Below are 22,212 nucleotides of genomic sequence, written 5' to 3' on the forward strand. Positions count from 1 at the left end.
CCCCGCCGGGGTGTGTGGGGGCGTGATTGTGGCCCGCTGCACGGTGGCATGACTAGGGGGTGGGCCCGGGGCCCCCGGGGGGGACCGGGCCCACGCCCTTCGTGACGATCGCTCAGGCGGCTTCCGTGACCGGCCTCCGGTCCTCCCGGTGCTTCTCGCGGCGCGGCCCGCGGGCCGCGCTGCTCGGCTCCGACACGACCCCGTTGCGCTGCCGCCACACCTGGCGGGTGATCCACACGTCGAGCACGCTCCAGGTCGCCACCACGGTGCTCGCCACCGCCGTGACGGTGACCGGGAACGCCAGCCACGACCCGGTGACCGAACAGAAGAAGGCGACCATCGCCTGAATCAGCGTCACCGAGATGAGCAGCAGGGCCCGCACGGCCGCCCTGCGCACCGGGTCGGGCACCCGTCGCCGGCCCTTCTCGTCCTCCACCCACAACTGCCGCACCGGTCGCGCCTCGTGTCCCATCGCGCTGTCTCTCCCCACCACCGACGTCTTCAGGGTGGCTGCTGCCCGTCTTGCGCCGCTTTACGCGGACACAACCCTCCCCGGTACAGAATGACGCATGACGGAGGGAAAAGGTTTCGCCGGGGCGCCTCCCGGCCGCGAGCGGAACGAACAGTTCCAGCCATCTGTCCGTCACCGGTTCGAGGGCGCGAAGTGCCGCCCAGTCAGGTGTCCTACGCCACACTGCCGGAACCCAACTCCCCGAATACCGGGACATCTCATGATCAACACTCACTCGACCGGCTGAAAATCGCCCGGACGCGTCTTCGAGATGGCTGTGATGCAGTAGTAGGCTCGCGCCGCCGTTTGTTGAAGATGAAGATTGACGCTTCGTGTTGACGCCGAGGCGTGCCGACATGAGAGACCTCCGTGCCGGCGGGGGCCGAGCTGGGGGAGGCCATGCGCTTTCGCGGGAAGTCCATCCGCAGGAAGATCGTGGCGTTGCTCCTCGTGCCGCTCGTCTCGCTCACCGGCCTGTGGGGTTTCGCCACGGTCCTCACCGGCCGCGAGGCGCGGCAACTCCTCGACGTGGGCTACATCGTCGAGAAGATCGGCTACCCCATCGAGGACACCGCGCGCGTCATCCAGAAGGAACGCCGCCAGTCCCTCGTCTACCTCGCCGACCCCCGCGCCGTCGAGGCCCTGCCCAGGCTGCGCGAGCAACGCGAGGCCACCGACCGGCAGATCGCGCTGATCCGGCGCAACGCCGCAGAGCCCGGCGTCCGCGGCGACATGAACCCCGTCACCGCCCAGCGGCTCAGCAGCCTCCTCGACGCCCTCGACGACCTCTCCTCGCTGCGCCGTTCCGTCGAGACCCGCAGCATCGGCCGCATGCAGGCCCTCGACTTCTACAACCGCCTCGTGGACCCCTGCTACGGCTTCCTGCTGAGCCTCCACGCGCTGGAGAACGTCGAGATGGACAAGCAGGGCCGCGCGCTCGTCGGCGTCACCCGCGCCCGCGAACTCCTCTCCCGCGAGGACGCCCTCGTCGTCTCCGCCCTCCTCGCCGAGCGCGTCACCGCCGAGGAGATCCGCGCCGTCGGCGACCTCGCCGCGGGCCGCAAGGTCTACTACGAGGCCAACCTGGAGATCCTGCCCCGCAGCGAACGCGACCGCTTCGAGAAGTACTGGGCCGGCGCCGAGACCGCACCCCTGCGCAGGTCCGAGGAGGCGCTCCTCGCCGCGGGCGCCACCGAGCGGCCCCGCGCCGTCACCGCCGAGCGCTGGCAGGAGCAGGCGAGCCCCGTCCTCGACGAGCTCGCCCGCGAGAACACCGCGGCCGGCGACCGCTACCAGGAGCGCGTCCAGCCCGCCGCGTACAGCGTGCTGCTCAAGGCCGGCGTCGCCGGCGTCCTCGGCTTCGTCGCCCTCCTCGTCTCCGTGATCGTCTCCGTCCGCATCGGCCGCGAGCTCGTGCGCGACCTGCGCCGGCTGCGCAAGGAGGCCCAGGAGGTCTCCGGCGTCCGCCTGCCCAGCGTCATGCGCCGCCTCGCCGCCGGTGAGCACGTCGACGTCGAGACCGAGGTGCCCCACCTCCGCTACGAGGACGACGAGGTCGGCCAGGTCGGCCAGGCCCTCAACACCCTCCAGCGCGCCGCCGTCGAAGCCGCCGTCAAGCAGGCCGACATGCGCCGCGGCGTCGCCGAGGTCTTCGTCAACCTCGCCCGCCGCAACCAGGTCCTGCTGCACCGCCAGCTCACCCTCCTCGACACCATGGAGCGGCGCACCGAGGACACCGACGAGCTCGCCGACCTCTTCCGGCTCGACCACCTCACCACCCGCATGCGCCGCCACGCCGAGGGCCTCGTGATCCTCTCCGGCGCCGCCCCCTCCCGCCAGTGGCGCAAGCCCGTCCAGCTCATGGACGTCGTCCGCGCCGCCGTCGCCGAGGTGGAGGACTACGAGCGCATCGAGGTCCGCCGGCTGCCCCGGCTCGGCGTCGGCGGCCCCGCCGTCGCCGACCTCACCCACCTCATCGCCGAACTCCTCGAGAACGCCACCGTGTTCTCGCCCCCGCACACGGCCGTCCAGGTGCTCGGCGAGCGGGTCGCCAACGGCTTCACCCTGGAGATCCACGACCGCGGCCTCGGCATGAACCCCGACGCCCTGCTCGACGCCAACCTCCGGCTCGCCGAGACGCCCGAGTTCGAGCTCTCCGACACCGACCGCCTCGGCCTGTTCGTGGTCAGCCGCCTCGCCCAGCGGCAGAACGTCCGCGTCTCGCTGCAGCCCTCGCCGTACGGGGGCACCACGGCGGTCGTCTTCATCCCGGCCGCGCTGCTCACCGACGCGCCCGAGACCCAGGGCGCGGGCTTCCGCCTCGACCGCAAGAACCTCGACCGCAAGGACGCCGACCGCAAGGGCGTCCCAGGAGCCGAGGGGCTGCCCGGCCGCCGCCCCGCCCTCACCCAGGTGCGCGACGCCGGCCTCGACGGCCCCGTCGAGCTCGAGGCCCCGCTCGGCGACGGCTTCGACGACCTCCTGAGCGGTGCGGCCGACCTGCTCGACACCGAGAGCGAGCGCGGCGGCCTGTTCCGGGCCCGCGAGCACCGCCGCCGTGGCGACCAGCACCAGCAGGCCCCCGACCGCTCGGGCGGCCTCGGGGACGACGACACGCCCGCCGCCCCGGTCCCGCTGCCGCGCCGCCGCCCGCCGACGCTCGTCGTCGACCACGGCCGGCGCGTCGACGACGCGGGCCGTGCCCACCCGGCCGGCGGCCCGTCCGAGGACGAGTCCCGCGACGGTTCCCGCCCCGAACCCCGCAACGGCGCCCGTGGCGGTGCCCGGCCGGATGCCCGGACCGGCTTCCGGGCCGACTCCCCGTCCGCCGCGGGGGCCGGCGGCTCCGGCGCCGACGACACGATGGAGCTGGCCCGGGTGCGGCCCGGCCCCACCCTCGTCCCCGTTCCGCCGGAGGGCCCGGCCCCGTTCGGCGGGCTGCCCCGGCGCGTCCGGCAGGCCAGCCTCGCACCGCAGCTGCGCGCCACCGACGGGCGCGCCGACGACAGGCCCGCCGCCACGGGCGGATCCCCTGCCACCGAGTCCGACGCCTTCGAGCGCGACGCCGAGGAGGTGCGCAGCCGCATGGCGTCCATGCAGCGCGGCTGGCAGCGCGGCCGGCGGCAGAACGCCGAAACGACAGCACCTGGAACGACACCCGAGGGGGACGGTCGATGACCGCACCGAACGCCGCAGCAACCCACAGCTCCGCCCACGGCAACGGGGAGCTGAACTGGCTCCTCGACGAACTGGTCCAGCGCGTCGGCTCCATCCGCAAGGCCCTGGTGCTCTCCAGCGACGGCCTGCCCACCGGCGCCTCGCAGGACCTCTCGCGTGAGGACGGCGAGCACCTCGCCGCCGTCGCCTCCGGTTTTCACAGCCTCGCCAAGGGCGTGGGCCGGCACTTCGAGGCGGGCAGGGTCCGGCAGACCGTGGTCGAGCTGGAGGACGCCTTCCTCTTCGTCACGGCCGCCGGCGACGGCAGCTGCCTGGCCGTGCTCGCCGACGCCGACTCGGACGTCGGCCAGGTCGCGTATGAGATGACCCTCATGGTCAAGCGGGTCGGAGCGCATCTCGCCACGGCGCCCAGGACCGGGCTGCCCAACGGAGGATGAACAGGGGGGACGGCATGACCGACGCAGACCAGTCCCACGAGGACGCGGTCGGCCACTGGTTCGACGACGAGGCGGGCCCGGTGGTCCGCCCCTACGCGATGACCCGCGGCCGTACCAGCGCCGCGACCCGCCACCGGCTCGACCTGATCGCCGTGGTGGTGCCCGAACCGGCCGCCGACGACCCCGGCCGCGACCAGACGCTGTCCCCCGAGCACGTGGAGATCGTCGAACGCTGCTCCGAGCAGCCGCAGTCGATCGCCGAACTCGCCGCGGGACTCGACCTCCCCGTCGGGGTGGTACGGGTCCTCGTCGGCGACCTCGTGGACGACGAGCTCGTGCACGTGACCCGCCCCGTTCCGCCGGCCGAGCTGCCGGACGTGAGCATCCTTCGCGAGGTGATCAATGGCCTTCGGGCGCTCTAGCTCCAGCCGCAAGCGGCCGCCGGTCGAGCCGGTGACCCTGAAGATCCTCGTCGCGGGGGGCTTCGGGGTCGGCAAGACCACGCTGGTGGGCGCGGTGAGCGAGATCAGACCGCTGCGGACGGAGGAGATCCTGAGCGAGGCCGGCCGGCCGGTCGACGACCTGCACGGCGTCGAGACCAAGTCGACCACCACGGTCGCCATGGACTTCGGCCGGATCACGCTCCGCGAGGACCTCGTCCTGTACCTCTTCGGCACCCCCGGCCAGGACCGCTTCTGGTTCCTGTGGGACGAGCTCGCGCAGGGCGCCCTCGGTGCGGTCGTGCTCGCCGACACCCGGCGCCTGGAGGACAGCTTCGCCGCCATCGACTACTTCGAGCGGCGCGGCATCCCCTTCACGGTCGCCGTCAACTGCTTCGAGGGCGCCCGCCGCTACCCGCCCGAGACCGTCCGGGGCGCGCTCGACCTCGACCCCGAGGTCGAACTGCTCCTGTGCGACGCCCGCGACCGCGAGTCCGTCAAGAACGTGCTCGTGGCCGTCGTCGAGCACGCCCTGGTCCTCGCCGACAAGCGGTCGGCCCCCGTCGCCACCTGAGCGGCCGGGGCGGCCCGCCTCCGCGGTCGGGGCGCCGTGTCACGATCCCGGCCGCCGTCTCGTCCTCCTTGCTGAGACCCCGTACGCACGGAGCAGAGGAGAGACGGCATGTCGACAGCCGAGGCGACCAGGAACAGGGCGACGCTCGAACGGTTCCACGCGGCCACGAACAGCGGCGACCCCGCCGCCGTCGCGAAGGCGGTCGACGAGCTCGTCGCACCCGACGTGCTCTTCCACGCGCCCGTACCGATGGGCGGCACGGGCGCGGAGGCCATGAAGCGGGTGTGGGAGGTGCTGCTGCGCGCCTATCCCGACATCCACGTCGCCGTCGAGGAGACGATCGCGGAGGGCGACAAGATCGTCTCAAGGAACACGGTGACGGGCACCCACCTGGGCGAGTACCAGGGCCTGGCGCCCACCGGGAGGACCGTCCGCTACAGCGAGATCTTCGTCCTCCGCTTCGCCGAGGGCCGGATCGTCGAGATCCGGGGCGTCGTCGACGTCCTCGCGCAGCTGCGTCAGCTCGGTGCGCTCCCGTCCTGACGCGGCCCCCGGGTCAGCGGACCGCCACCACCGCCGAACCATGGCCGAACAGGCCCTGGTTGGCGGTGATCCCGGCCCGCGCGCCCGGCACCTGCCGGTCGCCGGCGGTGCCCCGCAGCTGCCAGGTCAGCTCGCAGACCTGCGCGATGGCCTGCGCCGGCACGGCCTCCCCGAACGAGGCGAGACCGCCGCTCGCGTTGACCGGGACGCGCCCGCCCAGCGCGGTCACCCCGTCTCGTACCAGCTTGGCGCCCTCCCCCTGCCCGCACAGCCCGATGTCCTCGTACCACTCCAGTTCCAGGGCCGTGGACAGGTCGTACACCTCGGCCAGCGACAGGTCCCGCGGGCCGAGGCCGGCCTCCTCGTAGGCGGCCCGGGCGATCGAGGCCCGGAAGGTGTACGGCGCGGGGGAGACGGCGGCGGCCGAGTCCGTCGCGAGGTCGGGCAGGTCCAGGACCGCCTTGGGATAGGTCGGGGTGACCGTGGACACCGCCCGGATCCGGACCGGGTCCGGGCGCCCGTGCCGGCGGGCGAAGTCCATGCTCGACAGGACGAGCGCCGCGCCCCCGTCGGAGGTCGCGCAGATGTCGAGCAGCCGCAGCGGGTCGGCGACGACGGCGGAGGCCGCCACCTCCGCCGCGGTCACCGGCTTGCGGTAGCGGGCCAGCGGATTGAGCGCGCCGGCCGCCGCGTTCTTCACCTTCACCTGGGCGAAGTCCTCGGGCGTGTCCCCGTAGAGGGCCATCCGGCGGCGGGCGTAGAGCGCGAAGTAGGCCGGGTTGGTCGCCCCGAGCACCCGGAAGCGCAGCCAGTCCGGGTCGTCGGGGCGGTCGCCGCCCGCCGGGGCGAAGAAGCCCTTCGGCGCCGCGTCCGCGCCCACCACGAGGACCACGTCGGCGAGACCGGCGAGGATCTGCGCCCGGGCGGTGCCGATGGCCTGCGCGCCCGAGGCGCAGGCTGCGTAGACGCTGGTGACCCGGGCGCCCTGCCAGCCGAGCGCCTGGGCGAAGGTGGCGCCGGCCACGTAGCCGGGATAGCCGCCGCGCACGGTGTCCGCGCCGACGACCGACTCCACGTCCGGCCAGTCGAGCCCCGCGTCGGCGAGCGCGGCCCGGGCGGCCGCGGTGCCGTAGGAGACGAACGAGCGGCCCCACTTGCCCCACGGGTGCATCCCGGCGCCGAGGACGGCGATGTCGGTCATGCCCCGTCCCCTTCCGCGACCGGCCGCCAGTGCCAGGTGGTCCAGACGTGCTCCGCGTCCTCGTTGAGCACGCCCGGCACCAGCTCCACCTCCGCGCCGACCCTGAGATCGGCCGTCCGCACCCCCGGCGCGGCCTGGCCGAGCACCACCATCGCCTCGGCGGCCAGCTCCACCGCGACGAGCGTGTACGGCTCCCAGGGCGCGTCGGGGTCGGAGACGTACGGCGCGGGCGGCCGGTAGCGGCCGTCGGTGTACGACCAGACCGTGCCCCGCCGGGACAGCGGCGTCTCGGCCAGCTCGCCCCCGCCGGGGCAGTGCGGATTGCGGCACCAGTCGTCCTCGCGGGGGAAGAAGACCGCCGCGCAGGCCGTGCAGCGGGTCCCCAGGAGCCGGAACTCCCCGTCGGGGACCGTTCCGTCGGTGCGCTCGGTGAACCAGCCGGCCACCACCGGCCTGCGCGTCCGTGCCATCCGTCGCCCCTCCCGTGATCTGACGATGCGTCAGGAGTCTGGCACGGGCCGCCGGGCGGCGGAAGACGTCAGCACCCCGCCACCGAACTCCGCGCCACCGGGAAGTCGAAGTACGTGGCCGGGAACGGCTCCGGCTTGAAGGTGAAGTGCCACCACTCCTCGGGCAGGTTGACGAAGCCCTGCTCGGCGAGCGCGCTCCGCAGCAGATCCCGGTTCGCCCGCTGCTCACCCGTGATCCGCGGGTCGTCGGTGTGCGAGAGCGTGTCGAAGCAGTCGAAACCCGTGCCCATGTCGACGGAGTTGTCCGGGAAGCGCTCCGCCCGCGGCTTGAAGCACTCCACCTGCGGCTCGCCCGGCACATAGCGGCGGGTCGGCAGGGCGGGCAGCCGCACGATCGTCACGTCGAGCGTCGAGCCCCGGCTGTGCCCGGACTTCTCCGCGATGTAACCGTCCGCGAACAACCGTGACTTGTCGACCAGCGGATAGAACTCCTTCTTCATCCGCTCGTCGTCCAGGTCCTTCGCCCAGCGCACGAAGTGGTCCACCGCCCGCTGCGGCCGGTAGCAGTCGTACACCTTCAGCGTGTAACCCCGGGCCAGCAGCCTCACCTGGGCCCGGTGCAGCGCCTCGGCGGCCGGCCGGGTCAGGATGCACACCGGCCGGCGGTACCCGTCGATCCGCTCGCCCACGAAGTTGTGCTCCGTGGTGTAGCGCATCTCCTGAAGGATCGTCCGGTCCACCCGGTCGAGCGCCACGAACTCCCGCGGCGCCTTCGGCTCCGGGGCGGCACCGGCCGGGGAGGCGGTGCCGGTGACCGCCGTGGCGGCGAGCAGGCCGGCCGCGGCGAGCGCGCCGAACGCACGGAGAGCGGAGGCGAGTCCTGTCAGTCGCTTCAGTCCTGTCATGGTGACCGTCTATCAGGTACGGCAGCGCCGGGAAAGGGTGATCGCATACGGTCGGTCCGTGACCGACTCCTCATCGCACTCCCACTGCTCCTCCTGCGGCACCCGCTACCCGGCCGACGCCGGCTGGCCCCGCGGCTGCCCCGCCTGCGGCGCCACCGCGTACCGCAACCCGCTCCCGGTCGCCGTCGCGCTCCTGCCCGTCACCGATGCCCACGGCACCGCGCTCGTCGTCATCACCCGCACCATCCCGCCGCAGTCCGGCCGGGTCGCCCTGCCCGGCGGCTTCATCGACTTCGGCGAGGACTGGCAGGAGGCCGTGGTCCGCGAACTGCGCGAGGAGACCGGCATCGAGGCGGCCGCCGGCGCCGTACGGCTCGCCGACGCCCTCAGCTCGCCGGCCGGCCACCTCCTGCTCTTCGGCCTCCTCCCGCCGCGCCCGGCCGCCGCCCTGCCGCCCCCGACCGCCACGAACGAGACGACCGGCCACCACCTGCTGCGCGGCCCCGAGGAACTGGCCTTCCCGCTGCACACGGAGGCGGTACGCCGGTTCTTCGCGGGCGCCTACACCTGACCCCGCACCCGCACCGGCAGGTCCGGCTCCGTCGCCCCCTCGTCCGTGACCCGCTCCACCACGACCCGGCCGTCCACCAGGCGCGACTGGTAGCGCTCGATCTCCGCCGGCTCCCAGCCGTCCCCGGTGTCGCGCACCACCAGACCGCCGCCCGTCCGCCCCGCTGCCGGCGCCCACACCTCCAGGGCGGGCTCCCCGTCCGCGTCGCCCCGCACCGGGATCACCGCGCCCGCCCGGGCGAGCACCGGCACCCGGGACAGCGGCGCGTCGAGGAGCACCTGCCCCGGACCCTCGTACGGCTGCCCGGTCGCCGTGTCGTACCAGCGCCCGCGCGGCAGTCGCACGGCCCGCCGGTCCGTGCCTCGGGTGAGCACCGGCGCCACCAGGAGCGAGTCGCCGAGCAGGAAGGCGTCCTCGCAGTCGCGCAGCGCCCGGTCCTCCGGCGTCCCCCACCACACCGGGCGCACATAGGGCGCCCCCGTCATCCGCGCGAGCCGCGACAGGGTCACGAAGTACGGTCGCAGCCGCTCCCGTTCGGCCAGCGCCACGCGCGCGTGCGCCAGGACCTCCGGCCCGAACTCCCACGGCTCGCGGCGCCCCGCGTCGATCGCCGCGTGCGTACGGAACAGCGGCAGCCAGGCACCGAGCTGGTACCAGCGCAGGAACAGCTCCGGCGACGGGCTCCCGTCGAAACCGCCCACGTCGGGCCCCGAGTACGGCACACCGCACAGGCCCAGCCCGAGCACCAGGGCCAGCGAGGCCCGCAGCCCCGGCCACCCCGTGGACACGTCGCCGGACCAGGTCCCGCCGTACCGCTGCATCCCCGCCCAGCCGGACCGCGAGAACAGGAACGGCCGCTCCTCCGGCCGCAGCGCGAGCAGGCCCTCGTACCCTGCCCGGGCCATCGTCAGCCCGTACACGTTGTGCGCCTCGCGGTGGTCCCCGCCGCGGCCCTCCAGGCTGTGCCGGGCCGAGCGGGGCAGCGTCGGGTCGCCGAACGGGGCGAAGGAGACCGGCTCGTTCATGTCGTGCCACACCCCGGAGAAGCCCTGCTTCAGCCGCTCCTCGTACAGCGTGCCCCACCAGGTCCGCGTCCGCGGGTCGGTGAAGTCCGGATAGACGCACTCCCCGGGCCACACCACCCCGCGCACCTCCTCGCCCCGGTCGTCCCGCACGAACGCGCCCACGGCCCGCCCGCCCTCGTACATCTCGCCGCCCGGCTCCGCCTTCACCGCCGGATCCACGATCGACACCAGCCGCACCCCGCGCTCGCGCAGCTCCGTCGCGAGCCCCGGCAGGTCCGGGAACCGCTCCCGGTCCACGGTGAACACCCGGTGCCCGTCGTAGTGGTCGATGTCCAGATGCAGCACCGACAGCGGCAGCCCCCGGTCCCGGTAGCCGTCCACCACCCGCCGCACCTCCCGCTCGCTGCCGAAGCCCCAGCGCGCGTGCTGCGGCCCCAGGGCCCACGCCGGCGGCAGCGCGGGCGCGCCGGTCAGCGCCGCCCAGCCGTGCAGCACGCGCGCGGGAGTGCCGACCACCACCCAGCAGCGCAGCGGACCGCCGTCCATCCGCACCTCGCTGGTCCCCGGCCGGTCGTGCCCCGACCCGGCGCCCTCCTCGCCCTCGGCGAGCACGACCCGCCCGTCCCAGGAGTTGTCGTGGAAGGCCAGATGCGTCCCCGCGTCCGCCACCACCAGCTGCACGGGCATGGTGATGTACAGCGGGTCGTCGCCCGGGGCGAAGTGCCCCTTGGGGTCGGTGTTCCACAGCCGGTACGTCCCGTCCCGCAGCCGTGGACCCGAGGAGCGTCCGCCCAGACCGAAGAACCGGGCGTCCGCCGGCACCTCGCTGCGCTGCACCCAGCGCGCCGGCCCGCCCCGTACCGGCTCCCACCAGCGCGGCGGCAGGTCCCGGCGCAGCACCACACCGCCCGGGGTGCGCACCTCCACCGCCCCGTTCCGGGACACCGCGACCGTCACCCGTTCCGACACCACCCGCCAGCCGCCGTCCGTGTCCGGCTCCAGGACGGCCCGCGGGTCGGGCTCGGGCGGGTCGCCGGCCAGCGCGTACGAGGGCAGGGGCCCGGCGCCGTCCCAGCCCCAGAACACGGTGCCGCCCGCCGACACCGAGATCCGCAGCTCGGAACGGGCGAAACGGATGATTCCTCCGCCCGGCAGCGGTTCCGCGGTGTCCACCGGACCCGGCACCCGGGCCCGCTCCGCCCCTCTCGGCGGCAGCGCCCGGGCGTCGGCACGGCCGTGCCGCCACGCCGCCCGCACCGCCCGCAGTCCCTGCACCGAACCCAGCTCCTTCACCGAGCGCACCAGCTCACGACCGTCCATGCGGGTCACCCTGCCATTCGGGCAGGGCGCGGCGGGCGGCGTTCAACTGCCGTTCACCCGTGGTGGGAGCACATATTCAGCTACCCGACCATGGGCGGGGAGCCCTGGTGCGAAAGAGGATCACATGGCATCGTCCCTGTCAGCCGCGTCACGCGCACACCCCAGCACGTGCGCGAGACACACGCAGACCCCGCGTACAGCCAGGGAGCCGACCCATGACATCAGCCCAGACCGAGCCGCTTTGGCAGCCTGACGCGGACCGCATCGCCGCGGCCGCCGTCACCCGCTTCCAGGCCTGGGCGGCCGAGCGCCACGGAGCCCCCGCCGACGGCGGCTACGAGGCCCTGCACCGCTGGTCCGTCGAGAACCTCGAAGCCTTCTGGGCGGCCGTCGCCGAGTGGTTCGACCTCCGCTTCGCCACCCCGTACGAGCGCGTCCTGGGGGACCGCTCCATGCCGGGCGCCGACTGGTTCCCGGGCGCCACCCTCAACTACGCCGAGCACGCGCTGCGCGCCGCCGAGGACCGCCCCCACGACACGGCACTGCTCCATGTGGACGAGACACATGAGCCGACCCCGATCACCTGGGCCGAACTCCGCCGCCAGGTCGGGTCGCTCGCCGCCGAGCTCCGCGGCCTCGGCGTCCGGCCCGGCGACCGCGTCAGCGGCTACCTGCCCAACATCCCCGAGGCCGTCGTCGCCCTCCTCGCGACCGCCGCCGTCGGCGCCGTCTGGACGTCGTGCGCCCCCGACTTCGGCGCCCGCAGCGTCCTCGACCGCTTCCAGCAGGTCGAACCCGTCGTCCTGTTCACCGTCGACGGCTACCGCTACGGCGGCAAGGAGCACGACCGCCGCGACACCGTCACCGAGCTGCGCGCCGAGCTGCCCTCACTGCGCGCCGTCGTGCACATCCCGCTGCTCGGCACGCCCACCCCCGACGGCGCCCTCGCCTGGTCCGCGCTCACCGCCGCCGACACCGAGCCGGTCTTCGAGCACGTCCCGTTCTCCCACCCGCTGTGGGTGCTGTACTCCTCCGGCACCACCGGACTGCCCAAGGCGATCGTGCAGTCCCAGGGCGGCATCCTGATCGAGCACGTCAAGCAGCTGGGCCTGCACTGCGACCTCGGCCCCGAGGACGTGTTCTTCTGGTACACCTCCACCGGCTGGATGATGTGGAACTTCCTCGTCTCCGGCCTGCTCACCGGCACCACCGTCGTGCTGTACGACGGCAGCCCCGGCTACCCCGACACCGCCGCCCAGTGGCGGGTCGCCGAGCGCACCGGCGCCACCCTGTACGGCACCTCCGCCGCGTACGTCATGGCCTGCGCCAAGGCCGACGTCCACCCCGGCCGTGACTTCGACCTGTCCCGCGTGAAGTGCGTGGCCACCACCGGCTCCCCGCTGCCGCCGGACGGCTTCCGCTGGCTGCACGACGAGGTCCGCGAGGACCTGTGGATCGCCTCCGTCAGCGGCGGCACCGACGTCTGCTCCTGCTTCGCCGGCGCCGTTCCCACGCTCCCGGTCCACATCGGCGAGCTGCAGGCCGCCGGCCTCGGCACCGACCTGCAGTCCTGGGACCCCTCGGGCAAGCCGCTCGTCGGCGAGGTCGGCGAACTCGTCGTCACCAACCCCATGCCCTCCATGCCGATCCGCTTCTGGAACGACCCGGACGGCAGCCGCTACCGCGACAGCTACTTCGAGATGTTCCCCGGCGTGTGGCGGCACGGCGACTGGATCACGATCACCGACCACGGCTCGGTCGTCATCCACGGCCGCTCCGACTCCACCCTGAACCGGCAGGGCGTCCGTATGGGCAGCGCCGACATCTACGAGGCCGTCGAACGGCTCCCGGAGATCCGCGAGTCGCTCGTCATCGGCCTGGAGGAGCCGGACGGCGGCTACTGGATGCCGCTCTTCGTGCACCTGGCCGAGGGGGCCTCGCTCGACGAGGAGCTGATCGGCCGCATCAAGAGCACGATCCGCGGCGAGCTCTCCCCGCGCCACGTCCCCGACGACATCATCGAGGTTCCGGGCGTCCCGCACACCCTGACCGGCAAGCGCATCGAGGTCCCGGTCAAGCGCCTCCTCCAGGGCACTCCGATGGCCAAGGCCGTCAACCCGGGCTCGGTCGACAACCTCGACCTGCTGCACTTCTACGAGGAGCTGGCGGCGGAACGGCGCAAGGCCTAGGGACTGTCCGGAACGTCCCGTCCGGCTCGCGGGCGCAGACGACGCTGCTTTCCGGAGGACACGCCCGCCCTAGGGGTATCGCCGGCGCCCGTCCTCCGGGTGGCCCGCGAGGCGGCGGACCAGGCTCACCGCCTCGTCCGTCCGCCCCGCGCCGCACGTGCGCAGGATCTCGGCGAGCCCCGGGTGCCGGCCCTCGAGGAGCGCGGCCGCGTCGAGGATCTCCACGGCGCCGGCCCGCGCGTTGAGCAGGTCCCGCAGGCGCAGTGCGAAACGCAGATCACCGTCCCCCTCCGGCTCGCCGGCGGGGGACGGCGGCGTCACGGCCGCGCCGAGCGACTCCTGCCCGGGTGTGCGGTTGGCCTGGATCGCCGCCAGGGCGTCCGCCACCGCCCCGGGCGGCACGACGCCCGACCGCACCTCGTGGGCGAGGTGGAGCACCGCCGACAGACGCGCGGCGGCGTCCGGGTTCGCGATCCGGGCGCGCTGCCCGCGCATCACGAGGCTCAGCATGGCGGGGGAGACGCCGAGGATCTCGGCGAGCCCGGACTGGGTCACTCCGAACAGGCCGCACAGGTCCCGGCACAGCTCGCCCAGCGGAGCTCCGTACCACTGGCGCTGGAGCTCGTGATTGCGCATCGTCGTGGCGTGGTCCATACCTGCACGGTAGGAGCCCGATTGACACTTGTCAAAAGAAGTTTTCATGTGTCAATCTCCCGTCGAAAGCACGACCACCTCTCATCCGACTGACGGGATGTCACCATGTCCTGGAACCGTGCCACTTCGCTCGCCGCCGTCGTCCTGCTCGCCGGCCTCGGCCTCACCGCCTGCGGGACCGACTCGGACGCCAACGGCTCCGACAAGCCCGCCGCCACCTCGGCCGCGCCGGGCGCGGCGGACTCCGGCGCCCCCTCCGAGGCCCCCGACAGCACCGGCGACGTCAAGCCGCCCGAGGACCTGCCGGCGGGCCTGCCCCTGCCGGACGGCGGCAAGCTCACGTCCGTGACCGGCGACAAGGGCGCGTACGTGCTCACGTACCGCTCGGACGACCCCAAGGGCCTCATCGCGTCCTATCGCAAGGCCCTCGAAGGCGCGAGCTACACCGTGGTGGACATCGCCGGCGTCTTCAACGCCACCTCGGACAAGAGCTCGGTCAGCATCGCGACCTCCGGCAACGACGTGCTCCTCACTGTCGCCAGCCTGTGACGACGCAGCTCCCGTGACGACGCAGCTCCCGTGACGACGCAGCTCCCGTGACGACGCAGCTGTGACGACGCGACAGCTGTGACGTCGTAGGAGGAGCGCGCCGGTACGCTGCGGCGCATGGAGGCAGGGGGGATGCTCGCCGCCCGGTACCGGCTGGTCGCGCCCGTCGCGCGTGGCGCGCAGGGCACGGTCTGGCGGGCGGTGGACACGCGCGACGGCGCGGACGTGGCCGTGAAGGTCTGCGGCGGCGCCGACGTCGAGTCGCTGCTGAGGCTGGTGTGCGAGCAGTCGGTACGGATCGGCCACCCCCATGTCCTCGTCCCCGCGGACTGGTTCGTCCGCGACGGCGAGGCCTGGCTGGTGCTGCCGCTGGTCCGTGGCGGCACCCTCGCGGGCCTCCTCGCCGACTACGGCGCCCTCCCGCCCGCCGTCGGGCTGCTGATCGCCGAACAACTCCTCGACGCGCTCGCCGCCGTGCACGCCAACGGCCTCGTCCACCGCGACGTCAAGCCGTCGAACGTGCTCCTCGCCGCGTCCGGCGCGGAACGTCCGCACGCCTTCCTCGCCGATTTCGGCGTGGCCCGCGTCCTGCCCCACCTGCGACTGACGGCGCCCGCCTTCGTCGCCGGCACCCCGGACTATCTCGCCCCGGAGGTCCGCGCCGGGGCGGACAGCTCCCCGGCCCAGGACGTCTACGCGGCCGGACTCGTTCTGCGCGACCTCGGCGCCCCGGCCGAGCTCGTCGCCGTCATGACCGCCGAGCGGCCCGAACAGCGGCCCACGGCCGCGGCCGCCCGGGACGCCGTCGCCGCCGCGCGCCGGACCCTCGGACCCGAGCGCTGGCCGGTGCTCTGGGACGACGAGCCCTTCCTCGTGCCCGACCAGCTCGGCGACGCGCCGCCGCACCGGCGGCGCCTGCCGTGGCGGACGCTCGCCGCCACCGCGGCGGTCCTCGCGGGCGGCGTCGTGGCGGCCGCCGCGGCGGCCCTGACGGGCGGCGGGCCGGGGGAGTCCGGCCCGGGTGGCGCGCCGACCCCGCCGGCCACGCCCAGCCGCAGCGTTCCCGCCGACGCGGAACGCGGACCCGCCGACCCGGCGGGCCCCGCGCCCTTCGGCCCGTGCGCGAGCGACCGCGACCTCGCCGTCGCCTTCAGCCCCGAGGGCTACATCCTGCAATGCGGCCATGTCCCCGGCACCCGGCGCTACGAATGGCTCCCGATCAGGGCCGAGGACTGACGCCGAGCTCCGCTCGCCCGACGAGCACAGCCAGGCCGACCGGCCGGTCAGGCCCGGCCCGCGCCGGCCCCGGGCCCGACCGGCGAATCCGGGGCCGGACCGGCCCTAACCGCCGTACGTCGCCTGCGCGTCGCCGAGCACCGCCGCGAAGTCCGCCGCCAGCCGCCCGGCCTCCGCGGGGACGAGCGTCGACGTCGTGATCCGTACGGCCGTGGGCGCGGCGATCCGGAACCGCGCGCCCGCGGCCACCCACCAGCCGAGCGTCCGCAGCCCGTTCACCACCGCCGACTCGTCGCGCACCGGCACCCACACGTTCAGTCCGCTCTCCCCGAGGGAGCGGATGCCGTACGAGCCGAGCGCGGCGGCCAGCGCCCGCCGCCGTTCCGTGTACGCGGCCTCGCCGGCGGCCACGAGCCGGGTGACCGCCGGATCGGAGAGCAGGCCGACGACCGTCTCCTGCAGGATGTGGCTGACCCACCCGGACGTCATCACCATGCGCCCGTCGTGCCGCGCGAGGGTCACCGGATCACCGGCGACCGCGGCCCACCGCAGATCGACCCCCAACCGCTTGGAGACGGTCCGCACCTGGGCCCAGCGCTCCAGGCCCGCCGCGCTGAGGGTGGGCGCCACCGCGCCCGCGAACTCGACGTTGTAGTCGTCCTCGACGACCAGGACCTCGGGGAACTCCCGCAGCAGCGCCACCAGTTCGTCCCGCCGGGCGGGGGTGAAGGACGCCCCGGTGGGGCACTGGGCGCGCGGAGTGCAGACCACCGCCCGCACCCCGGCGCGCAGCGCCGCCCGCAGGGAGTCGGGGACGATCCCCTCGCGGTCCACGGTCACCGGCACCATGCGCAGGCCGAGGGCCGGTACGAGGTCCAGGAGGTGGTGGAAGCCGGGGTCCTCCACGGCCACGGCGTCCCCGGGTCGCAGCTCCACGGAGAGCAGCCGGGCGATGCAGTCGAGAGCCCCGTGGGCGAACGTGACCCGCTCCGCCGGCACGCCGTCCCGCGCGAACCAGGCACGCGTCAGCTCCTCGAGCGCCGCCAGCCTCGGGGCGGCGCGGTGCGAGCCGTACACCGGGCGCACCTCGGCGGGGGGCCGCAGCACCGGCAGGAAGGCGGGGTCCGGCAGGCCGGTGGCCAGGTCTGTCACCCCCGGCGGCACCCGCGGCGGTCGCCGGGAGGCCACCGACGGGGCCTCCGCCACCACCGTGCCGCCCCGCCCGCGCGTGACCACCAGGCCGCGCTGCCGCAGCTCCTTGTATGCCGTCGCGACGGTGCCGGGACTGACGCCCAGCTCGTCGGCGAGCCGCCGTACGGGAGGCAGCGCGTCGCCCGGCGCGAGCTCGCCCTCGGTGACGCCGCGCTCGACGGACGCGGCAATCCCCTTGGCCGTCGCCCCACTGATCGAATATTGTGTTGCCACGTACTGAACTATGTATCAATACAATACTCGCGTCAAGGGGGAACCGAGTGAGCCGCACCCACACCTGGCACCGCACCGCTCTCGACCGCATACCCGGCGGCCGTGACGGCCACCGCATGCTCCTCGTCAGCATCATCGACAAGACAGGAACCGGCCTCTGGGCCGGCTGCACCGCCCTCTACTTCACCTACGTCTCCGGACTCGGCCTCGGCCAGGTCGGCCTCCTCATGACCGTCTCCGGCGGCGTCGGCATCGCAGGCGCCCCCCTCGCCGGCCGCCTAGCCGACCGCTTCCCCCTCGTCCGCGTCATCGTCGGCGCCCAACTCATGCGCGGCGCCGCCCTCCTCGCCCTCCTCACCACCGACAACTTCCTCCTCCTCACCCTCTACTCCGCCCTCGGCGCCCTCCCCGACCGCGCCGGCAGCGTCCTCGTCAAGCTCTACGCCGCCCGCCTCGCCGGCCCCGACCGCGTCCGCTACCAGGCCATCCAGCGCACCACCGTCAACATCGGCTGGTCCATCGGCGGCCTCGGCGCCGCCGCCGCCCTCGCCACCGGCAGCACCCGCGCCTACGGCCTCCTCCTCGTCGGCAACGTCCTCACCTACCTCGTCATCGCCGCCCTCACCCTGCGCTGCGCCGAACCCCCCGCCCCCTCCCGCGTCGCCGCCACCGCCGCCGACACCCCCAAGGCCAGGCCCGCCAACCCCTGGCGCGACCGCACCTTCCTCGCCTACACCGCCACCGAGGCCGCCCTCTTCCTCGACGACACGATCCTCCAGGTCGCCGTCCCCCTCTGGATCGTCCACGCCACCGCCGCCCCCGTCGGCCTCGCCCCGCTGCTCCTGGTCCTCAACACCGTCCTCGTCGTCCTCTTCCAGGTCCCCCTCTCCCGCTACGGCGCCACCACCCAGGCCGCCCGCCGCCTCCTCGTCCCCCTCGCCGGCCTCTTCGTCATCGGCACCCTCGCCCTCGCCGCCTCCGCGGCCGGCGGACGCACCCTCGCCATCAGCGCCCTCGTCGTCGCCGTCGTCGCCCTCACCTTCGCCGAGATCATCCACGCCACCGCCTCCTGGGAACTCTCCGTCGCCCTCGCCCCCGCCGAAGCCCAAGGCGCCTACCTCGGCGTCCACGGCCTCGCCCACTCCACCCAGCGCTTCGCCGGACCCCTCCTCGTCACCGGTGTCATGAGCGCCGGCCCCCTCGCCTGGCCCCTCCTCGGCCTCGTCCTCGTCGTCGCCGGCGCCGCCCAGCACCGCGTGACCCGCCGCCGCGTCACCACCCCACCCGCCCAGCCCTCACTGTCAGTCCCCACGGTTACGGTGAGTGAGCACTGATCGACAGCGCTCAGGGGGAGACATGACCACGCACCGCACCACCACCACACTCCGCCGCGCCCTGCGCCGCGAAGTCGCCGACACCGTCGCCCTGCTCGCCGACGAGGAGGACTTCACCGCCATGCGGCAGTACGAGACCTTCGCCTTCGACGACCACGGCCGATACCTCCACCACGTCGAGGACCTCCTCAAGACCCTCGCCGCCCACGGCGGCCACACCACCGTCGCCCTCTTCGACCCCGAGGACTACGCCGACTACTGCGCCGACACCGGCCTCGACCCCGACCACCCCACCAGCCGCGGCCGCTACACCGCCGAACGCGCCGCCACCGGCCCCCGCGTCACCTACACCGGACAACCCCTCACCACCCTCCTCCCCACCCTCGTCGACACCGCCGTCCGCCGCGCCACCTGGGAGTACGCCACGATGCTGCTCGCCGACGCCGGCACCTGCGCGGACTGCGGCCAGGACATCGGCCACGCCTCCTTCAACCACGCCTCCCACCTCCTGCTGCGCCTCCTCGACACCGCCGGACCCGGCAGCCACCACCTCGTCTGCAGCGTCCCCGCCGACGGCGAACAACTCCTCGCCACCCTCCACACCACCCGCGACACCGCAGGACCCGCCCGGCTCGACAGCTCCGAAGGCGCCGAGTTCGTCACCGTCCTCGCCGCCGGCCTCGCCCTCGGCACCCCCGGCGGCCTCGTCCTGCGCACCACCACCCCCGGCGCCCCCGACCGCCTCCACGGCTGGCGCCTCCACGGCGGACACCTCCACCCCCTCACCGAGGCCGAGGTCTTCGACGCCTACTGCACCGACGCCCGCACCGGCGAACCCATCGCCCCCGAATCCCACGTCGACTACCGCGCCGGCTTCCCCCTCCCCCGCCCCGACGACCCCCACCCCCACTGACGCCGAAGGGGCTCCCCGCCACACGGCGGGAAGCCCCTTCGACACCTGACCGACCACGGCCCACGGCCGCCGGCCGGGAATCACTCCCCGGACAGCACCGCCTGCGCCGCCATCCGCGCGTCGTGCGCCGTGTCCGCCGCACGCGCCGCCGCGGCAGCGCGCTCGCACTGCGCCAGCGTGTACTTGGCCAGCGTCGCCCGCACATACGGAATCGACGCCGCACCCATCGACAGGGAGGTCACCCCCAGACCCGTCAGCACACAGGCCAGCAGCGGATCCGACGCGGCCTCACCACAGACGCCACAGCTCTTCCCCTCGGCCTTGGCCGCCTCGGCCGACAGCGCCACCAGGTCGAGCAGCGCCGGCTGCCACGGATCCTGAAGCCGCGACACCGCACCCACCTGACGGTCGGCGGCGAAGGTGTACTGCGCCAGGTCGTTCGTGCCCAGCGACAGGAACTCGACCTCCTGCAGGATCGAACGCGCCCGGAGCGCGGCGGACGGGATCTCCACCATCGCGCCGAACTTCGCCCGCAGCCCCGCCTCACGGCACGCGTCGGCGAACGCCTTCGCATCCGTACGGTCGGCCACCATCGGCGCCATGACCTCCAGATACACCGGGAGACCCTCGGCGGCCTTCGCCAGCGCCGCCAGCTGCGTCCGCAGCACCTCCGGATGGTCGAGCAGCGTCCGCAGACCCCGCACACCCAGCGCCGGGTTCGGCTCGTCCGCCGGCGTCAGGAAGTCCAGCGGCTTGTCCGCGCCCGCGTCCAGCACCCGCACGACCACCCGGCCCTCGGGAAACGCCTCGAGCACCTTGCGGTACGCCTCGACCTGCTTCTCCTCGGACGGCGCCTGCTTGCTGTCGTCCAGGAACAGGAACTCGGTACGGAACAGGCCCACGCCCTCGGCACCAGCCTCGACAGCCGCCGGAACGTCCGCCGGACCGCCCACGTTCGCCAGCAGCGGCACCTTGTGCCCGTCCGAGGTCGCCCCGGGACCACTGGAAGCGGACAGCGCCGCCTTCCGCTCCTCGGCGGCCCTCGTCAGCGCCGCCTTCTTCTCCTCGCTCGGGTCCACGAAGATCTCACCCGTGGAACCGTCCACCGCGATCACGGTGCCCTCGGCCAGCTCGCCCGCACCCGGCAGCGCGACCACGGCCGGCACACCCAGCGCCCGCGCGAGGATCGCGCTGTGGCTGGTCGGCCCGCCCTCCTCGGTCACGAAACCGAGCACCAGGCCCGGGTCGAGCAGCGCCGTGTCGGCGGGCGCCAGGTCCCGCGCGATCAGCACGTACGGCTCGTCGCTGTCCGGCACACCCGGCATCGGCACACCGAGCAGCCGCGCCACGATCCGGTTCCGCACGTCGTCCAGGTCGGCCACCCGGCCCGCCATGTACTCGCCGGCGCCCGCCAGCAGCTCCCGGTAATGGGAGAAGGCGTCGTAGATGCCGCGCTCGGCCGTGCTGCCCACCGCGATCCGGCGATCGACGTCGGCGATCAGCTCCGGGTCCTGGGCGATCATCGCCTGGGCCTCGAGCACCGCCTGCGCCTCGCCACCGGCCAGGTTGCCCCGAGCGATCAGGTCCGCGGCCACAGCCTCCACAGCCTGGCGGGCGCGCCCCTGTTCGCGCTCCGCCTCGTCGGCGGGAATCTGCTTCGCCGGCGGCTCGAGAACCGCCGTGCCCATGTGCCGGACCTCGCCGATCGCCACCCCGTGGCTGACCCCGACGCCTCGCAGCGTTGTCTCCATCTCACCCGTCTCCGATAGAGCGGCGGCCGGAGCCGCCGCGTTGAATGTCGTACTCGAGCCCGTCATGAAGGACGGGCCGGCGGTCAGCTCCAGGAGAAGAGCGTGTCGCCGGCCTTCACGTCCTGGTCGTCGAGGACTCCGGAGAGGGAGTCCGCGGTGGCCTCGAGCGCCACGATCGGACAGATGGGGGACTTGCCGGCCTCCTCGACCTCGGCCGGGTTCCAGCGCACGACCGCCTGTCCGCGCGTCACGGTGTCGCCCTTGTTCACGAGGAGCTCGAAGCCCTGACCGTTGAGCTGGACGGTGTCGATCCCGAGGTGGGTCAGCACACCGTGGCCCTCGCCGTCGACGACGACGAACGCGTGGGGGTGGAGAGAGACGACGACGCCGTCCACGGGCGAGACGGCCTCGGAGGGCTCGCGCACGGGGTCGATGGCGGTGCCGGGACCGACCATCGCGCCGGAGAAGACGGGGTCGGGTACAGCAGCGAGACCGATGGCGCGTCCAGCGAGTGGCGACGTCACGGTTGTCATGGGAAGCCTCCCAGGGGCGGAGATGGTGTGGCGCCGTCACTACCTGTCCTGGACGGCGTACTGTTCAGAAGCCTATGTCATAGGAAGTCCGGGTTCCGCACCAGACGTACCGGTTCGCGGACCTAGGGACTACCGGCAACGATTTGCCTCTAGTGACGTAGGGATGTACTGTCGTACTCCTGCCTGACCCCAACGCGACGTTGAGTCGTGGGTCGGCAGCACCTATCAAGCCAGATCCTAACCCCAGTGGTCTACACCTCTGCGTGCCCGGCACCCGGAGGACGTGGTCGGGGGGAGCGAAAAAGCCTGGTAGTGTTTGACCCCGCCGGAAGGGCCCGAAAGGCGAAAGCCAAGAATTCGGGACCGGAAAGCACCGAGGAAATCGGATCGGAAAGATCTGATAGAGTCGGAAACGAAGGAAGCGCCCGGAGGAAAGCCCGAGAGGGTGAGTACA

The 22,212-nt window shown here is 73.7% G+C and carries 20 protein-coding genes; 11 read left to right on the top strand and 9 right to left on the bottom strand.

The genetic code is table 11. The features are described from left to right. Nucleotides 1-112: 112 nt before the first annotated feature. Complete coding sequence (locus ACIGXE_RS34445) at nt 113-472, bottom strand: hypothetical protein (protein ID WP_399753843.1); 360 nt, start codon at nt 470-472, stop codon at nt 113-115. 438 nt (nt 473-910) lie between these two features. Here ACIGXE_RS34445 and ACIGXE_RS34450 point away from each other — a divergent pair, with 438 nt between their 5' ends. The 5 genes from ACIGXE_RS34450 to ACIGXE_RS34470 all read left to right on the top strand — a co-directional run bounded on the left by ACIGXE_RS34450 (nt 911) and on the right by ACIGXE_RS34470 (nt 5,682). Beyond that, entirely contained in the window at nt 911-3,688 is a 2,778-nt protein-coding gene (locus tag ACIGXE_RS34450) for a nitrate- and nitrite sensing domain-containing protein (protein WP_399753845.1), read from the top strand. Further along, nucleotides 3,685-4,125, top strand: a complete 441-nt coding sequence (locus tag ACIGXE_RS34455; protein ID WP_365332472.1) for a roadblock/LC7 domain-containing protein — start codon at nt 3,685-3,687, stop codon at nt 4,123-4,125. Before ACIGXE_RS34450 ends, ACIGXE_RS34455 begins: the two co-directional genes overlap by 4 nt. A 14-nt stretch (nt 4,126-4,139) precedes the next feature. Next, the gene (locus tag ACIGXE_RS34460) at nt 4,140-4,547 is read left to right on the top strand and encodes a DUF742 domain-containing protein (protein WP_365342744.1); all 408 of its coding nucleotides are present in this window, start codon (nt 4,140-4,142) and stop codon (nt 4,545-4,547) included. After that, nucleotides 4,528-5,139: a GTP-binding protein gene (locus ACIGXE_RS34465; protein ID WP_399753847.1), complete on the top strand. Its 612-nt coding sequence runs from the start codon at nt 4,528-4,530 to the stop codon at nt 5,137-5,139. The genes ACIGXE_RS34460 and ACIGXE_RS34465 overlap by 20 nt, the downstream gene beginning before the upstream one ends. A 108-nt stretch (nt 5,140-5,247) precedes the next feature. Beyond that, the gene (locus ACIGXE_RS34470) at nt 5,248-5,682 is read left to right on the top strand and encodes an ester cyclase (protein WP_399753849.1); all 435 of its coding nucleotides are present in this window, start codon (nt 5,248-5,250) and stop codon (nt 5,680-5,682) included. 13 nt (nt 5,683-5,695) lie between these two features. On the opposite strand, the gene ACIGXE_RS34475 is transcribed toward ACIGXE_RS34470, so the two are convergent. From ACIGXE_RS34475 to ACIGXE_RS34485, 3 genes are all read right to left on the bottom strand, one after another. Further along, nucleotides 5,696-6,883, bottom strand: coding sequence for a lipid-transfer protein (locus ACIGXE_RS34475; protein WP_399753851.1), 1,188 nt, complete (start codon nt 6,881-6,883; stop codon nt 5,696-5,698). Further along, nucleotides 6,880-7,353: a Zn-ribbon domain-containing OB-fold protein gene (locus ACIGXE_RS34480; RefSeq protein ID WP_399753853.1), complete on the bottom strand. Its 474-nt coding sequence runs from the start codon at nt 7,351-7,353 to the stop codon at nt 6,880-6,882. The genes ACIGXE_RS34475 and ACIGXE_RS34480 overlap by 4 nt, the downstream gene beginning before the upstream one ends. Before the next feature lie 68 nt (nt 7,354-7,421). Then, nucleotides 7,422-8,258: a M15 family metallopeptidase gene (locus tag ACIGXE_RS34485; protein ID WP_399753855.1), complete on the bottom strand. Its 837-nt coding sequence runs from the start codon at nt 8,256-8,258 to the stop codon at nt 7,422-7,424. Between ACIGXE_RS34485 and ACIGXE_RS34490 the strand changes: the two genes are divergently transcribed. Then, entirely contained in the window at nt 8,257-8,829 is a 573-nt protein-coding gene (locus tag ACIGXE_RS34490; protein ID WP_399753856.1) for an NUDIX domain-containing protein, read from the top strand. The two genes, ACIGXE_RS34485 and ACIGXE_RS34490, sit on opposite strands and share 2 nt — an antisense overlap. Here ACIGXE_RS34490 and ACIGXE_RS34495 read toward each other — a convergent pair. Then, nucleotides 8,820-11,174, bottom strand: a complete 2,355-nt coding sequence (locus tag ACIGXE_RS34495) for a glycoside hydrolase family 31 protein (RefSeq protein WP_399753857.1) — start codon at nt 11,172-11,174, stop codon at nt 8,820-8,822. The two genes, ACIGXE_RS34490 and ACIGXE_RS34495, sit on opposite strands and share 10 nt — an antisense overlap. Nucleotides 11,175-11,389: 215 nt before the next feature. Between ACIGXE_RS34495 and ACIGXE_RS34500 the strand changes: the two genes are divergently transcribed. Beyond that, nucleotides 11,390-13,363 carry an acetoacetate--CoA ligase gene (locus tag ACIGXE_RS34500; RefSeq protein ID WP_399753859.1) on the top strand — a complete coding sequence of 658 codons (1,974 nt, stop codon included), beginning with the start codon at nt 11,390-11,392 and terminating at the stop codon, nt 13,361-13,363. A gap of 69 nt (nt 13,364-13,432) precedes the next feature. Here the strand turns inward: ACIGXE_RS34500 and ACIGXE_RS34505 are convergent, their stop codons facing one another. Continuing rightward, complete coding sequence (locus tag ACIGXE_RS34505) at nt 13,433-14,017, bottom strand: DNA-binding protein (protein WP_399753861.1); 585 nt, start codon at nt 14,015-14,017, stop codon at nt 13,433-13,435. 105 nt (nt 14,018-14,122) lie between these two features. Here ACIGXE_RS34505 and ACIGXE_RS34510 point away from each other — a divergent pair, with 105 nt between their 5' ends. Both ACIGXE_RS34510 and ACIGXE_RS34515 read left to right on the top strand, forming a co-directional pair. Next, nucleotides 14,123-14,566 (top strand): hypothetical protein, encoded by a 444-nt coding sequence (locus ACIGXE_RS34510; protein WP_399753864.1) that lies wholly within the window; start codon nt 14,123-14,125, stop codon nt 14,564-14,566. A gap of 117 nt (nt 14,567-14,683) precedes the next feature. Continuing rightward, nucleotides 14,684-15,802, top strand: a complete 1,119-nt coding sequence (locus tag ACIGXE_RS34515) for a serine/threonine-protein kinase (protein WP_399753866.1) — start codon at nt 14,684-14,686, stop codon at nt 15,800-15,802. Nucleotides 15,803-15,907: 105 nt separating this feature from the next. Here the strand turns inward: ACIGXE_RS34515 and ACIGXE_RS34520 are convergent, their stop codons facing one another. Continuing rightward, entirely contained in the window at nt 15,908-17,227 is a 1,320-nt protein-coding gene (locus ACIGXE_RS34520) for an aminotransferase class I/II-fold pyridoxal phosphate-dependent enzyme (RefSeq protein ID WP_399753867.1), read from the bottom strand. Between the two features lie 47 nt (nt 17,228-17,274). Here ACIGXE_RS34520 and ACIGXE_RS34525 point away from each other — a divergent pair, with 47 nt between their 5' ends. Together ACIGXE_RS34525 and ACIGXE_RS34530 are read left to right on the top strand one after the other, a co-directional pair. Beyond that, complete coding sequence (locus ACIGXE_RS34525) at nt 17,275-18,561, top strand: MFS transporter (RefSeq protein ID WP_399753868.1); 1,287 nt, start codon at nt 17,275-17,277, stop codon at nt 18,559-18,561. A gap of 22 nt (nt 18,562-18,583) precedes the next feature. Next, on the top strand, nt 18,584-19,474 hold the full coding sequence (locus tag ACIGXE_RS34530) for a hypothetical protein (RefSeq protein ID WP_399753869.1): 891 nt from the start codon (nt 18,584-18,586) through the stop codon (nt 19,472-19,474). Between the two features lie 80 nt (nt 19,475-19,554). Here the strand turns inward: ACIGXE_RS34530 and ptsP are convergent, their stop codons facing one another. Then, the gene (gene ptsP / locus ACIGXE_RS34535; protein WP_399753877.1) at nt 19,555-21,225 is read right to left on the bottom strand and encodes a phosphoenolpyruvate--protein phosphotransferase; all 1,671 of its coding nucleotides are present in this window, start codon (nt 21,223-21,225) and stop codon (nt 19,555-19,557) included. Between the two features lie 83 nt (nt 21,226-21,308). Then, nucleotides 21,309-21,758 (bottom strand): PTS glucose transporter subunit IIA, encoded by a 450-nt coding sequence (locus ACIGXE_RS34540; protein WP_399753870.1) that lies wholly within the window; start codon nt 21,756-21,758, stop codon nt 21,309-21,311. Nucleotides 21,759-22,212: the final 454 nt, after the last annotated feature.

Source organism: Streptomyces sp. NPDC053431 (assembly GCF_044544925.1).
GTDB lineage: Bacteria > Actinomycetota > Actinomycetes > Streptomycetales > Streptomycetaceae > Streptomyces.

What these genes read in the sequence shown, in the direction of transcription:
- ACIGXE_RS34500 (WP_399753859.1), top strand. Translation starts at nt 11,390, where the DNA reads ATGACATCAGCCCAGACCGAGCCGCTTTGGCAGCCTGACGCGGACCGC.
- ACIGXE_RS34495 (WP_399753857.1), bottom strand. Translation starts at nt 11,174, where the DNA reads ATGGACGGTCGTGAGCTGGTGCGCTCGGTGAAGGAGCTGGGTTCGGTG.
- ACIGXE_RS34540 (WP_399753870.1), bottom strand. Translation starts at nt 21,758, where the DNA reads ATGACAACCGTGACGTCGCCACTCGCTGGACGCGCCATCGGTCTCGCT.
- ACIGXE_RS34490 (WP_399753856.1), top strand. Translation starts at nt 8,257, where the DNA reads ATGGTGACCGTCTATCAGGTACGGCAGCGCCGGGAAAGGGTGATCGCA.
- ACIGXE_RS34470 (WP_399753849.1), top strand. Translation starts at nt 5,248, where the DNA reads ATGTCGACAGCCGAGGCGACCAGGAACAGGGCGACGCTCGAACGGTTC.
- ACIGXE_RS34460 (WP_365342744.1), top strand. Translation starts at nt 4,140, where the DNA reads ATGACCGACGCAGACCAGTCCCACGAGGACGCGGTCGGCCACTGGTTC.
- ACIGXE_RS34505 (WP_399753861.1), bottom strand. Translation starts at nt 14,017, where the DNA reads ATGGACCACGCCACGACGATGCGCAATCACGAGCTCCAGCGCCAGTGG.
- ACIGXE_RS34480 (WP_399753853.1), bottom strand. Translation starts at nt 7,353, where the DNA reads ATGGCACGGACGCGCAGGCCGGTGGTGGCCGGCTGGTTCACCGAGCGC.
- ACIGXE_RS34465 (WP_399753847.1), top strand. Translation starts at nt 4,528, where the DNA reads ATGGCCTTCGGGCGCTCTAGCTCCAGCCGCAAGCGGCCGCCGGTCGAG.
- ACIGXE_RS34510 (WP_399753864.1), top strand. Translation starts at nt 14,123, where the DNA reads ATGTCCTGGAACCGTGCCACTTCGCTCGCCGCCGTCGTCCTGCTCGCC.
- ACIGXE_RS34515 (WP_399753866.1), top strand. Translation starts at nt 14,684, where the DNA reads ATGGAGGCAGGGGGGATGCTCGCCGCCCGGTACCGGCTGGTCGCGCCC.
- ACIGXE_RS34485 (WP_399753855.1), bottom strand. Translation starts at nt 8,258, where the DNA reads ATGACAGGACTGAAGCGACTGACAGGACTCGCCTCCGCTCTCCGTGCG.
- ACIGXE_RS34450 (WP_399753845.1), top strand. Translation starts at nt 911, where the DNA reads ATGCGCTTTCGCGGGAAGTCCATCCGCAGGAAGATCGTGGCGTTGCTC.
- ACIGXE_RS34530 (WP_399753869.1), top strand. Translation starts at nt 18,584, where the DNA reads ATGACCACGCACCGCACCACCACCACACTCCGCCGCGCCCTGCGCCGC.
- ACIGXE_RS34445 (WP_399753843.1), bottom strand. Translation starts at nt 472, where the DNA reads ATGGGACACGAGGCGCGACCGGTGCGGCAGTTGTGGGTGGAGGACGAG.
- ptsP (WP_399753877.1), bottom strand. Translation starts at nt 21,225, where the DNA reads ATGGAGACAACGCTGCGAGGCGTCGGGGTCAGCCACGGGGTGGCGATC.
- ACIGXE_RS34475 (WP_399753851.1), bottom strand. Translation starts at nt 6,883, where the DNA reads ATGACCGACATCGCCGTCCTCGGCGCCGGGATGCACCCGTGGGGCAAG.
- ACIGXE_RS34455 (WP_365332472.1), top strand. Translation starts at nt 3,685, where the DNA reads ATGACCGCACCGAACGCCGCAGCAACCCACAGCTCCGCCCACGGCAAC.